12 protein-coding genes are annotated in these 11,676 nt (G+C 72.2%); 3 read left to right on the top strand and 9 right to left on the bottom strand.

Annotation, left to right across the window (positions count from 1 at the left end):
* Positions 1 to 12: 12 nt before the first annotated feature.
* Genes EKO23_RS08380 through EKO23_RS08365 form a run of 4 tightly spaced genes read right to left on the bottom strand, consistent with a single transcriptional unit; the run spans position 13 to position 4,720 of the window.
* Entirely contained in the window at positions 13 to 1,374 is a 1,362-nt protein-coding gene (locus tag EKO23_RS08380) for an amidohydrolase family protein (protein ID WP_134716139.1), read from the bottom strand.
* A gap of 57 nt (positions 1,375 to 1,431) precedes the next feature.
* Positions 1,432 to 2,412, bottom strand: a complete 981-nt coding sequence (locus EKO23_RS08375) for an alpha-ketoacid dehydrogenase subunit beta (RefSeq protein WP_134716137.1) — start codon at positions 2,410 to 2,412, stop codon at positions 1,432 to 1,434.
* Positions 2,400 to 3,407, bottom strand: a complete 1,008-nt coding sequence (locus EKO23_RS08370; RefSeq protein WP_217702536.1) for a thiamine pyrophosphate-dependent dehydrogenase E1 component subunit alpha — start codon at positions 3,405 to 3,407, stop codon at positions 2,400 to 2,402. Before EKO23_RS08370 ends, EKO23_RS08375 begins: the two co-directional genes overlap by 13 nt.
* The gene (locus EKO23_RS08365) at positions 3,404 to 4,720 is read right to left on the bottom strand and encodes a M24 family metallopeptidase (protein WP_134716135.1); all 1,317 of its coding nucleotides are present in this window, start codon (positions 4,718 to 4,720) and stop codon (positions 3,404 to 3,406) included. Before EKO23_RS08365 ends, EKO23_RS08370 begins: the two co-directional genes overlap by 4 nt.
* A gap of 140 nt (positions 4,721 to 4,860) precedes the next feature.
* Between EKO23_RS08365 and EKO23_RS08360 the strand changes: the two genes are divergently transcribed.
* A complete protein-coding gene (locus tag EKO23_RS08360; protein ID WP_134716133.1) occupies positions 4,861 to 5,538 on the top strand; it encodes a helix-turn-helix domain-containing protein in 678 nt (225 codons plus the stop codon).
* Between the two features lie 18 nt (positions 5,539 to 5,556).
* On the opposite strand, the gene EKO23_RS08355 is transcribed toward EKO23_RS08360, so the two are convergent.
* The 3 genes from EKO23_RS08355 to EKO23_RS08345 form a co-directional block, all read right to left on the bottom strand.
* Entirely contained in the window at positions 5,557 to 6,195 is a 639-nt protein-coding gene (locus EKO23_RS08355) for a TrmH family RNA methyltransferase (protein ID WP_175582677.1), read from the bottom strand.
* Positions 6,196 to 6,256: 61 nt separating this feature from the next.
* A complete protein-coding gene (locus EKO23_RS08350; RefSeq protein WP_134716129.1) occupies positions 6,257 to 6,898 on the bottom strand; it encodes a maleylpyruvate isomerase N-terminal domain-containing protein in 642 nt (213 codons plus the stop codon).
* Between the two features lie 27 nt (positions 6,899 to 6,925).
* On the bottom strand, positions 6,926 to 7,966 hold the full coding sequence (locus EKO23_RS08345; RefSeq protein WP_134716127.1) for an NHL repeat-containing protein: 1,041 nt from the start codon (positions 7,964 to 7,966) through the stop codon (positions 6,926 to 6,928).
* A gap of 149 nt (positions 7,967 to 8,115) precedes the next feature.
* On the opposite strand from EKO23_RS08345, the gene EKO23_RS08340 reads away from it, so the two are divergent.
* On the top strand, positions 8,116 to 8,808 hold the full coding sequence (locus EKO23_RS08340) for a DedA family protein (RefSeq protein ID WP_246050969.1): 693 nt from the start codon (positions 8,116 to 8,118) through the stop codon (positions 8,806 to 8,808).
* A 143-nt stretch (positions 8,809 to 8,951) separates the two neighbouring features.
* Here EKO23_RS08340 and EKO23_RS08335 read toward each other — a convergent pair whose 3' ends face one another.
* Positions 8,952 to 9,698 carry a class E sortase gene (locus tag EKO23_RS08335; protein WP_246050968.1) on the bottom strand — a complete coding sequence of 249 codons (747 nt, stop codon included), beginning with the start codon at positions 9,696 to 9,698 and terminating at the stop codon, positions 8,952 to 8,954.
* Positions 9,699 to 9,729: 31 nt separating this feature from the next.
* Between EKO23_RS08335 and EKO23_RS08330 the strand changes: the two genes are divergently transcribed.
* The gene (locus EKO23_RS08330; RefSeq protein ID WP_134716123.1) at positions 9,730 to 10,917 is read left to right on the top strand and encodes a pyridoxal phosphate-dependent aminotransferase; all 1,188 of its coding nucleotides are present in this window, start codon (positions 9,730 to 9,732) and stop codon (positions 10,915 to 10,917) included.
* A 179-nt stretch (positions 10,918 to 11,096) separates the two neighbouring features.
* Here EKO23_RS08330 and EKO23_RS08325 read toward each other — a convergent pair whose 3' ends face one another.
* Positions 11,097 to 11,636, bottom strand: a complete 540-nt coding sequence (locus EKO23_RS08325) for a hypothetical protein (RefSeq protein WP_134716121.1) — start codon at positions 11,634 to 11,636, stop codon at positions 11,097 to 11,099.
* Between the last annotated feature and the right edge of the window lie 40 nt (positions 11,637 to 11,676).

Genomic DNA, 11,676 nt, shown 5'->3' with positions numbered 1-11,676 from the left:
TCATGCATTCGCTCATGCATTCGCCTTGGCCTTGGCCGCGTCCGCTGCCGCGCCGACGAGGTGGTCGCGCGAGTCCTGCACCAGCGACATCGCGCGGGCCACGTCGCCGAGGAGCCGGAAGTCCCGCTTGCGGAACTGGCCGGCGACGAGGACGTGCTCGACGTTCGACACGTCCGCCGACAGGACGACCGCGGCGACGGGGTCGTGGACGGGTCCCACGTTGACCGCGGTCGCGTCGATGACCACGACGTCGGCCTGCTTGCCCGGGGTGAGCGAGCCGGTGCGGTCCTCGACCCCGGCGACGTACGCGCCGTCGAGGGTGGCCATCGCGAGCATGTCGGTGGCGGTGAGCATGTCCTCGGGGATCGGGATGTCGAGGTCCCAGCAGGTCGCGTTGACCCGGGCCCGCTCGGCACCGAACGCGGCGCGGATCTGGGTGAACATGTCGCCGGGCACGGTGGTCACCACGTCGATCGACAGGCTCGGGCGGAGCCCGAACTTCCGGGCCTTGTTGACCGGCGGCCAGCCGTGCCCCATCTGGGTCTCCACCTGGGGCGCGATCGAGATGGTGCCGCCGGTGTCGGCGACCCGCTGCCACTCGTGGTCGCTGAAGTAGCAGCAGTGCACGAACGTCGTGTCCGAGCCGAGCAGCCCGAGCCGGTCGAGCTGCTCCACCATGCCGAACCGCCCGGCCATCCGGCCCATGCCGACGTGGACGGTGATCGGGATGCCGACCTCGCGGGCCAGCCCCCACTCGGCGGTGACGACCTGGTCCTGGGTGAAGCCGGGACCGCGGGTGGCCAGGCCCATCGTGATCAGGCCGTCGTCACCGGGCACGTACGTCGACCGGATCCGGCGTACGTCGTCGCCGGGGATCTCCTCGGCGCTGAAGAACCAGTACTTCTCGAGCGAGGTGTTGGCGCTGCCGTAGGCGTACTGCGCGCGGATCCCGGTCTCCTGGAGGGCCTTGATCGCGGCGTCGGGGTGCTCGGGGGTGTTGTTGATGTGCGACCAGTCGACCAGCGTGGTGATGCCGGCGTTGAGGCACTCCAGGCTGCCCGCGAGGTTGCTGGCGTAGACGTCCTCGGCCCGGTAGAGCGGCGCGAAGGTGTCGAGCACCTCGACGAAGTAGTCGTCGAGGGTGGCGTTCGGCGCGCAGTTGCGGATCGCGGCCTCCCACGTGTGCCGGTGGCTGTCGACGAAGCCCGGGATCACGATCCTGCCCGTGCAGTCGACGACCTCCGCGTCGGCCTCGATGTTCGCCTCGACCCCGGCGATCTTGTCGTCCTCGATCAGGACGTCCCCGGTGGCGCGGTCGCCGATGTCCGGGTCGACGGACAGGACGGTGCCGCCCTTGAGGAGGATCTTGCCCATGGTGCTGACCCCTTTCGCTGTGCCTCTCTTCGGGACCGGCGAGCCGGCCCGTGCTGACTAGTACGACGCGAGCCGGCGGACCGCCTCGACGAGCTTTCCGGTGGTGGGGATGACCCGCTCCTCGAGCGCGTCGGCGAACGGGAGCGGCACGTTCTCGCCGGCCACCCGTCGTACCGGTGCGTCGAGGAGCTCGAAGCCCTCGTCCGCCACGATCGAGGCGACGGTGGCGCCCCACCCGCCCTGGTACGGGTTCTCCTCCACGACCACCAGCCGGCTGGTGCGCTCGAGCGAGCCGAGCACGGTGGCCATGTCGAGCGGCACCAGGCAGCGCAGGTCGATCACCTCGACCGAGATGCCGTCCTCGACGAGCTGCTCGGCGGCGGCGAGGGCGAGCGGCACGGTCGCGGCCAGCGCCACCACGGTCACGTCGTCCCCGGGCCGGGCGACCCGCGCCTCGCCCAGGGGTACGACGTGCTCCGGCGGCGCCGCCTCGCCCTTGGACGCGAACAGCCCCTTGTGCTCGAAGAACACGACCGGGTCGTCGCTGCGGATCGCCGACGCCATCAGCCCGACCACGTCCGCGGGCGTCGACGGCGCCACGATCTTGAGCCCGGGCACGGTGAACGCCCAGTTCTCCACCGACTGCGAGTGCTGCGCGCCGAAGCCGAGCCCGCCGCCGTTCGCCGTGCGCACGACCATCGGGACACTGACCTGCCCGCCGGTCATGTAGCGGGCCTTGGGGATCTCGTTGGCGAGGTAGTCCCAGCAGCAGGCCAGGAAGTCGCTGAACATGATCTCGGCGACCGGGCGCATCCCGGTCATGGCGGCGCCCATCGCGGCGCCCATGATCGCCTGCTCGGAGATCGGGGTGTCCCACACGCGGTCGGCGCCGAACTCCTCGAACAGCCCGACGGTGGTCTTGAAGACACCGCCGGCGGCGCCGATGTCCTCGCCGAGGAGCACCACGCTCGGGTCGCGGCGCAGCTCGCGGGCCAGGCCGTCGGAGACCGCGTCGCGGTAGGTTGTCAGGTCCGCCATGCCCAGCCTCCGTCCGCCCAGACGTCGGTGAACGCGTCCTCGGGGTCCGCGGGCGGCGCGTCCTGGGCGGCCCGGGAGGCGGCGGCCACGGTGTCCGCGGCCCGCGCCTCGACCGCGTCGACGTCGGCCTGCGGAACGCCCCACTCGGCGAGCCGCCGCCGGGCCAGGATCAGCGGGTCGCGGGCCAGCCACTCCTCGACCTCCGCGGCGGGCCGGTACGTCGCGGGGTCGGTGCGGGAGTGCCCGAAGTGGCGGTAGGTCAGTGCCTCGAGCACCGTCGGGCCGTCGCCGGCGCGGGCCCGGTCGACCGCGGTGGCCATGGCCTCGTGCACGGCGACGACGTCGTTGCCGTCGACCAGGACGCCGGGCATCCCGTTCGCGGCCGCCCGGTCCGCGGCCGGGTTCGGCACGGAGGTGACCGACGCGATCGGGGTGTACTCCATGTAGCGGTTGTTCTCGCAGACGAACACCACCGCGAGCTTCCACACCGCGGCCAGGTTGAGCGCCTCGTGGAAGGCGCCGATGTTGGTGGCGCCGTCACCGAAGAAGGCGACCGCGACCTGGGACGTGCCGCGCAGCCTGGCCGACCAGGCGGCTCCGTTCGCCATCGGCAGGTGGGCACCGACGATCGCGTAGGAGCCGAGCATCCCGTGGTCGGCACGGGTCAGGTGCATGGAGCCTCCCTTGGCCCTGCAGACGCCGGTGGACCTCTGCATGAGCTCGGCCAGGCAGCCCTCGGGGCTGGCGCCGCGGGCGATCGCGTGGTGGTGGCCTCGGTAGGTGGCGAACACGTAGTCGTCGGGGCGCAGCGCGGCGCTCGCACCGACCGCGATCGCCTCGTGCCCGGCAGCGAGGTGGGTGGTGCCCTTGACCAGACCGCGCATGAAGAGGTCGTGGGCGGCCTTCTCGGTTCCCCGGATCACCGCCATCTGCTCGAGCCAGTCGAGCAGGGTGGCGGTGGCCACCCGGGTCGCGCTGCCCGCCTCCTGGGTCACCGCTCACCCCGTCCCGCCGACGTGTTCAGGTGCGACTGCGACTCGCGCACGGTGGGCAGGGAGCCGTCGACCGTCCAGTACCGCTGCCCGGCCACCAGCAGGTCCTCGGCCGGGAACTTCGTGATCACCTCGCACCCGTCGGCCGTGACCACGACCTCCTCCTCGATCCGCGCGGCCGACCAGCCGTCGCCGCCCGGCCAGTAGGTCTCCAGCGCGAAGACCATGCCCTCCTCCAGCGTCTCCGGGTGGTCGAGCGAGACCAGCCGGCTGAAGATCGGCTTCTCCCAGATCGACAGGCCCACGCCGTGGCCGTACTGCAGCGCGAACGCAGCCTCCTCGTCGGGGAACCCGAACTCCTGCGCGGTCGGCCAGAGCTCCACGATGTCGGCGGTGGTGGCGCCGGGGCGGACCCGCGCGATGGCGAGGTCCATGTACTCCCGGCACCGGGTGTAGGCGTCGCGCATCGCGGGCGACGCCGACCCGACCGCGAAGCAGCGGTAGTAGCAGGTGCGGTAGCCGAGGTGGCTGTGCAGGATGTCGAAGAACGCCGGGTCGCCGGGCCGGACCACGCGGTCGCTGTAGACGTGGGGGTGCGGCGAGCAGCGTTCACCGGAGATGGCGTTGACCCCCTCGACGTACTCGCTGCCGAGGTCGTAGAGCACCTTGCTGACCAACCCGACGCACTCGTTCTCGCGGACGCCGGGGCGCAGGAAGCCGTAGAGCTCGTCGTACGCCGCGTCCACCATCGAGCAAGCCTGGGTGAGCAGGCTGATCTCGTCCTCGGTCTTGATCCGGCGGGCCTCGAGGAACACCTGTTGCCCGTCGACCACGTCGAGGCCCTCGGCCCGGAGCGCGGCGAGGATCGGCATCTCGACGAGGTCGACGCCGATCGGCTCGCCGGCCAGGCCGTGCTCGCGGAGCACGGTCGCGACCTTCCGGGCGACCTCCTCGGCGATCCCCGCCCCGGGGTGGAAGGCGCCGCGGAGCGTCGAGATGCCGGCGCGGGCACGCTCGGTGCCGTCGAGCCACGGGTTGAACAGCTGGTGGTGCTTCGCGGCCGAGCCGAAGTCCCACAGGACCGGGTCGCCGCCCCGCGGGAGGACCGCGAACCGGATCAGCTTGTCCATCGCCCAGGTGCCGATGTGGGTGGCGGTCAGGTAGCGGATGTTCGAGAAGTCGAAGGTGAGCAGGGCGCCGAGCGAGGACGCCTCCAGCGTCGCGCGGAGCCGGGCCAGCCGGGCGTCGCGCAGGCGGTCGAGGTCGACCCGCTGCTCCCAGTCGACGGCGTTCGGCCCGAAGGTGCGGATGGCCATCCTTGAGTAAAGTTTCGCTTCACACCGACTGTCAAGCATCCATGAACGCGGGGAGCACGGCTCACCGAGCGGTCTGCCCGCATGTACAGTCCCACCGAACACGACGCCCGGCAGGCGAGCACCGACGAGAGCGAGGTGGCATGGCCGACGAGATCCAGCTCGGGGCCGCGATCCGGTCCGCCCGCGAGGAGCGCGGCCTCTCCCTGCGCGAGGTGGCCCGCCGGGTCGGCGTCTCCCCCAGCTTCGTCAGCCAGGTCGAGACCGGGAAGGCCAACCCGTCCGTCGGCACGCTCTACGCCCTGGTCGGCGTGCTCGGGACCTCGCTGGACGACCTGATCGGCGCGGCCGGCTCCAACGGGGCGCCGGTCGCGCCGGCCGGGATCCCGGACCGACCGTCCGCCGACCGGGTGCCGCCCTCCGTCGGCGAGCAGCCCGGCCGCACCTGGCCGCCGGTCGACGTCCCGCTCCAGACCGCGACCGACCGGAAGCGGCTGCAGATGACCGGTGTCGTCTGGGAGCGGCTGACCCACGACCACGACCCGTACGTCGACTTCCTGCACGTGGAGTACGCCCCCGGCTCGGCGTCCTGCGCGCCGGAGGAGCTGATGCGGCACGGCGGCCGGGAGTACGGCCACGTGCTCAGCGGCCGGCTCGAGGTGCAGATCGGTTTCGAGACCTACGAGGTCGGGCCGGGCGACTCGATCCACTTCGACTCGACCACCCCGCACCGGCTGAGCAACCCGCACGACGAGCCGTGCCGGGCGATCTGGTTCGTGATCGCCCGCAGCGGGGACGACCGGCCGACCGGCTACGCCTGAGGGTCGACGGGTCCGGCGTCAGCCTCGCCAGGCGTCGTCGCCGGACAGGTCGGCGTACGTCGTGACCCAGGTGTGCATGGTGATCGCGGCGGCCGCGCTGGCGTTGATCGAGCGGGTCGACCCGAACTGGGCGATCGAGAACGTGCCGTCGCACACCGCGCGGGCCGCCTCCGACAGCCCCGGCCCCTCCTGGCCGAACAGGAAACAGACCCGGCGCGGCATCTCCATCGTCTCCAGGTGCGCCGAGCCCGGGAGGTTGTCGATGCCGAGCAGCCGGACCCCGCGCTCGTGGAGGTACGTCGCGAGGTCGTCGGGCATCTCGTGGTGCCGCACGTGCTGGTAGCGGTCGGTCACCATCGCGCCGCGGCGGTTCCAGCGGCGACGCCCGACGATGTGCACCTCGGCCGCGAGGAACGCGTTCGCCGAGCGGACGATGGTGCCGATGTTGAAGTCGTGCTGCCAGTTCTCGATCGCCACGTGGAAGTCGTGCCGCCGGGTGTCGAGGTCCGCGACGATGGCCTCCATCGACCAGTACCGGTAGCGGTCGACGACGTTGCGCCGGTCGCCCTCGCGCAGCAACCGCGCGTCGTACTGCTCGCCCTCGGGCCACGGCCCCTCCCACGGGCCGACGCCGACCTCGGCGGGACCGTGCGGCATCGGGTCGTACGGCGCGCGGCGGTCGTCGCCCTCCGCCACCGGGCCCTCCGGGGGCGGGTCCTCAGAAGGCCGAGACATGCGCGGGCGCCCGCTGGGGCCGGCTGAACGCGCGCACGACCGCGGTCTGGCCGTGGCGGCGTACCGCCACGTCGGTCAGCAGCGTGAGGACCGGTCGGACCACCGGCAGCGGGTACTCCGGGGTCGGGACGCCGACGCTCGCGGCCAGGTCGTCGCCGTGCACGAGCATCTCCATGCACCGGGTCACCACGAAGTCGCCCGTGCGCAGCGACCAGCCCTGCCAGGGCAGGTGGACCGTGTCGGGCTCGCGGGTCGCGGCCAGCCGCTCCGGAAGCCGGGCGAGCTGGTCGCGGGCGGCTTCCAGCAGCGCGGCCTGGCCCACCCCTGCCCGCTCGTCCGACACCTCGCGGATGCCGACGTTGGTCTCGCTGTCCAGGTCCGTGTGGGCCCATGCAGCACGCTCGTAGTGCTGCTCCAGCGTGATCGGCCCGTCGCCCGAGGGGTCCGCCCCGAGCAGCTCGTCGAGCAGCCGTACCTGCGAGAGCAGGTGCTGGGTGAGGCCGCCCACGCTCATGCCGGCGCAGGCGCTCTCCGCCTCCCAGACGGCCGCCACCTCGGGACGTGCCGCGAGCGCGACCGTCAGCTCGGCACAGGTCACGACGTACGGCGCGAGGGTGGCTTCCACGGCCGTGACCCTACCGGCGGGGTGCGCTCAGGCGCCGCCGGGGAAGCGCCAGAGGAGGTGCACGTCGTGGGCGCTCATCCAGAGGTCCGACCCGTTCACGCCGACCCCGCCACTGCCGGAGGGCGGCCCGATCCGGTCGGTCACGGCCATCGTGTCCGGGTCGACGCGGGCGGCCAGGACGTCGGTGACCCGGACCCAGACCGCATGGCGGCTCGCCACGATGTCCCCACCCTCGATGACGCCGGTGTCCACCACGACCTCGGCCACCTCCCCGGAGCGCGGGTCGATCGCCGAGACGCTCCCGCTCGCCTGGTTCATGACCCAGACCCGGTCGGTCCCGACCGAGACGAACACCGGGGACAGGCCCACGTCGTACTGCTGCTGCACGTCGCCGGTCGCCGGGTCGAGGCGGACCACCTGGTCGGGGCCGAGCGCGGCCCAGAGGGAGCCGAAGCCGAAGCGAAGGCCACCCGTGCCTTCCGGGATCGGGATGCGACGCAGTACCGCACCGGTGCGCGCGTCGGCCACGACCGCGCTCCAGCCTCCGGCATCCGTGGGGACGAACACCTCGCCTCCACCAGCGGTGACCGAGGACTCCTCCAGCGGGTGGACGCGGAGGTCGGTCCGCGTCCGGACGGTGCGTAGCCGGGCGTCCACCGAGACCAGCTGGCCGTCGGCGGTGCAGAGCCACAAGCGGTTCCCGACCGACTCCATCCCCAGGTGGACGGGGCCGACCTGGAGCGCGGCCACCCGCCGGCCGGTCCCCGCGTCGAACGCCACCAGACCCGGGCCCAGGTCGGCGACCCACATGTCGCTGCCGGCCGCCATCACCCAGTCGCCGTTGCCCCCGGGCTGCCGGTGGCCGCCCGCAGCGGCCGCGTCGACCGGCTCGGGGAAGTCCGGAGCGGGAGCGAGCGACTCGGTGACGGCAGAGGTGGCAGATGACGAGGCGGGCCCGGTGGACGGGTCCCGGCCGCCCTCGTCCTGGTCGCCGTCCCCCGAGCAGGCGGGCAGCCCGAGCACCGCCACGGCCAGCGCCGTGGTTACGCCGTACCGATGGATCCGCATGGCCGACCTCCCCCCTCCGACCCCCTCCTCGAGCGTCCGGGGCGCCGGCGGGACGCCGCAACCGCCCGATCGGGCTGGCCCGTGCGCCCACCGGCGCTGGGCCGTCGCGGAATCGGTGGTCGCTGGGGCCGCTGGGTAGTCTGCAGGCCGTGATCCCCGACCTGCTGGAACCGCTGCTCCTGGGCATCAAGTGGATGGACCCCGAGTGGCTCCTCGAGCGGTTCGGCGAGGCCATGTTCTGGGTCTCGATGGTGATCATCTTCGTCGAGTGCGGCCTGCTCTTCCCGATCCTCCCGGGTGACTCGCTGCTGTTCAGCATCGGGCTCTTCATCCACCGAGCCGAGGCCGGCGAGGCCGGCATCGACATGAACATCGTCGTCGCGTGCGTGCTGCTGTCGGCGGCGGCCTTCCTCGGCAACGTGACCGGTTACGAGATCGGCCGGTTCATCGGGCCCCGGATCTACGAGCACCGGGGCCGGTTCATCAAGCCGGAGCACTTCACCAAGACCCACGAGTTCTTCGACAAGCACGGCGCGAAGGCGTTGGTGATCGGGCGGTTCGTGCCGATCGTGCGGACCTTCATCACGCTGGTCGCCGGCGTCGGCCGGATGGACCGCCGGCACTTCTTCTTCTGGTCGTTCGTCGGCGCGATCCTCTGGGCCACCGGGCTCACCCTGCTCGGCTACTTCCTGGGCGGCATCGAGCTCCTCCAGCACAACATCGAGGCCGCGGTGCTGCTGATCGTGTTCGTCTCCGTGCTGCCGATGGTCTTCGAGTGGTGGCGGCACCGGAAGCAGATCAACGCCGAGATCGCCGAGGTCATCGAGGACCACGACGACTGATCTCCTGCCTCGTTGAGTTGCGCCTCGCTGGTGCTTCAGTTGCGCCCCGCTCATGCTTCAGTTGCGCCCCGCTCGGGCGGCCCGCAGCGAGGCGCAACCCAACGCCCGAGCGAAGCGCAACTCAACGGTCAGGGAAGCGCGACTCAACGGGGGGTGCGGTCCTTGAGGACACCGAAGGCGACCAGGCGGTTGTCGGTGTGGAACAGCTCGGAGCAGGTGGTGAGCGTGATCAGCCGCTGGCCCTGCTGCTGGTCCGGCTCGACGCCGCCGGGCTCGGGGTTGTCGGGCAGCGGGTCGACCACCCAGCCTGCGGTGAACGGCACGACGAGGTCGTCGCCGCCGGTGGTCAGCTCGTAGGTGTACGTCGCGTCCCGGGTCTCGACGACGATCTCGTCGCCGGGCCGGAGCTCGGGCATGTGCCGCAGCGGCTCGCCGTGGGTGACCCGGTGCGCCGCGATCGCGTAGTTGCCGAGCTGACCGGGACCGGCTGCGTCCTCGAAGTGGCCGTACCCCGCGGCCAGCACGTCGTCGTCGGTCCCCTCGAGCACCGGCACCACGTAGTCGTCGCCGAAGCGCGGGATCCGGACCAGTGCGGTCACGTTCCCCTCCGCAACCTCGACGGCGGCGCCCGCGGTCCCGGTCGACCCGGTCGTCCCGGTCGTCCCGGTCGAGCCGTCCTGCCACTCCTTCGCGACCTGCGACACGATCCGCTCGTGGGTCCGGTGGGAGACCCAGTTGGTGCCCCAGAACTGCCACGCGACGTACCCGAGCAGGCCGAGGCCGCCGACGATCAGCAGCACGCCCAGCCACCACGTCCAGCGCCGTCGGAGGCGCCGAACGTGGCGGGACGGCGGGGTGGCGGCGTGGGCGCCGGTCTGCGTGCTGGCCACGGGCCGATTGTCCCCGACTACCCTCGCTGGCATGGCAGGTCCACAGAATCGGCAGGGGAATCGGCAGGCACGCCGGCTCGACGGCATCCCGACCACGATCTTCTCGACGATGTCCGCGCTCGCGGTCCGGACCGGCTCGGTCAACCTGGGCCAGGGGTTTCCGGACGTCGACGGCCCGCCGGGCGTGGTCGAGGCGGCGGTGGGTGCGCTGCGGGCCGGGCAGAACCAGTACGCCCCCGGCATCGGCACGCCGGACCTGCGCGCCGCCATCGCCGCGCACCAGCGCCGGCACTACGGGCTCGACCTCGACCCGGACCGCGAGGTGGTGGTCACCACCGGCGCCACCGAAGGGATCGCGGCCGCACTGCTCGGCCTGGTCGACCCGGGCGACGAGGTCGTCGTGCTCGAGCCCTACTACGACTCGTACGTCGCGATGATCGCCTTCGCGGGCGGCGTACGACGGCCGGTGACGCTGCGGGCGCCGGGCTTCCGCCTCGACCCCGACGAGCTCCGGGCCGCGGTCACCGACCGGACCCGGCTGCTGCTGGTGAACACCCCGCACAACCCGACCGGGACCGTTCTCGGCCGCGCCGAGCTCCAGGCGATCGCGGACCTCGCGGTCGCGCGGGACCTCGTGGTGGTCACCGACGAGGTCTACGAGCACCTGGTCTTCGACGACCACGAGCACGTCCCGCTGGCCACGCTGCCCGGCATGGCCGAGCGCACGCTCACGCTGTCCAGCGCCGGGAAGATGTTCTCGTTCACCGGCTGGAAGATCGGCTGGGCGACCGGCCCGGCCGGCCTGGTCGGCGCGCTGCTCGGCGCCAAGCAGTGGCTGTCGTTCAGCAGCGGCACGCCGTTCCAGGCCGCGGTCGCCCACGCGCTCGAGCACGAGGCCGGCTTCTACGACGAGCTCACCGCCTCGCTCCAGAAGCGCCGCGACCTGCTCTGCGCCGGCCTGGCCGAGCTCGACGTCGACGTCCGGGTTCCCGAGGGCACCTACTTCGCCACGACCGACGTACGCCGGCTCGGGTGGGAGGACGGCATGGCGTTCTGCCTGGCCCTCCCCGAGCGCGCCGGCGTGGTCGCGATCCCCGCCCAGGCGTTCTACGACGACCTCGACGAGGGCCGGCACCTGGTCAGGTGGGCGTTCTGCAAGGAGCCCGACGTCATCGAGGAGGGCCTGCGGCGGCTCCAGGCGGCGGACCTCCGCGCCTGACCCGCGTCGCGCGGACTGTCATGGGGCTGCAATTGCGGCCGCATGACATGTCCCTGCCGCCGGCGTGATGCAGCAACCCTGCAATTGCGGCCGTACGACACATCCCCGCCGCGGAAATCTGCCACAAGGCTGCAATTGCGGCCGTACGACGGACGGCCGGCTGGAGAGTTCGCGCGGGGTCAGGCCTTGAACCAGCGCTTCGAGCGGCCCAGCATCAACAGGATCATCACCGCGATGGCGGCCAGCAGCCAGAAGAACGGGACCACGGCGACGCTGAGCAGCAGCGACGCGAACGAGGTCACGACCGACAGCAGGAGCAGCACCACCCGGGCCCAGCGGGTACGGCGAAAGGCAAGCGCGGCGACCACGATCGCCAGCGCCGACAGCAGCGCGATCGCGATCGACACCGAGGTGACCATGGTGACCACCTCGTCGGCGGTCAGCCCGACGTTCTCGAGGTCCTGGCCCTCGGAGATGCTGCGCTCGAACCCGTCGCGGTCGGCGTAGACGGCGATGAACATCCACGCCGCGGCGAGCAGCGCGATCACCGAGAAGACCCAGGTGATCACGCACGCGGCGGTCACGGTGCCGGGGCGGCGCAGCTCCTCCTCGGGGTACGCCGTCGGGTCGTACGGCGCCACCGTGCCGTCCTCCTGGGGCGCCCACGAGAAGACCGGCGGCTCGGGCTTCCGCTCGGGGGTCGGGGGCTGCTCGCTCATCGGGCTCTCTCCGTGGATCGGCGGGGGCGGGGCGTCTCCC

The organism is Nocardioides guangzhouensis (assembly GCF_004519545.1).
In the GTDB taxonomy this organism is placed as follows: domain Bacteria; phylum Actinomycetota; class Actinomycetes; order Propionibacteriales; family Nocardioidaceae; genus Nocardioides; species Nocardioides guangzhouensis.
The sequence above is the reverse complement of the archived record's forward strand: the minus strand, read 5'-3'. Positions and strand labels throughout refer to the sequence as shown.

Coding starts and splice junctions, on each gene's coding strand:
- EKO23_RS08380 (WP_134716139.1), bottom strand. CDS start 1,374: ATGGGCAAGATCCTCCTCAAGGGCGGCACCGTCCTGTCCGTCGACCCG.
- EKO23_RS08375 (WP_134716137.1), bottom strand. CDS start 2,412: ATGGCGGACCTGACAACCTACCGCGACGCGGTCTCCGACGGCCTGGCC.
- EKO23_RS08365 (WP_134716135.1), bottom strand. CDS start 4,720: ATGGCCATCCGCACCTTCGGGCCGAACGCCGTCGACTGGGAGCAGCGG.
- EKO23_RS08360 (WP_134716133.1), top strand. CDS start 4,861: ATGGCCGACGAGATCCAGCTCGGGGCCGCGATCCGGTCCGCCCGCGAG.
- EKO23_RS08355 (WP_175582677.1), bottom strand. CDS start 6,195: ATGCCGCACGGTCCCGCCGAGGTCGGCGTCGGCCCGTGGGAGGGGCCG.
- EKO23_RS08345 (WP_134716127.1), bottom strand. CDS start 7,966: ATGCGGATCCATCGGTACGGCGTAACCACGGCGCTGGCCGTGGCGGTG.
- EKO23_RS08330 (WP_134716123.1), top strand. CDS start 9,730: ATGGCAGGTCCACAGAATCGGCAGGGGAATCGGCAGGCACGCCGGCTC.
- EKO23_RS08325 (WP_134716121.1), bottom strand. CDS start 11,636: ATGAGCGAGCAGCCCCCGACCCCCGAGCGGAAGCCCGAGCCGCCGGTC.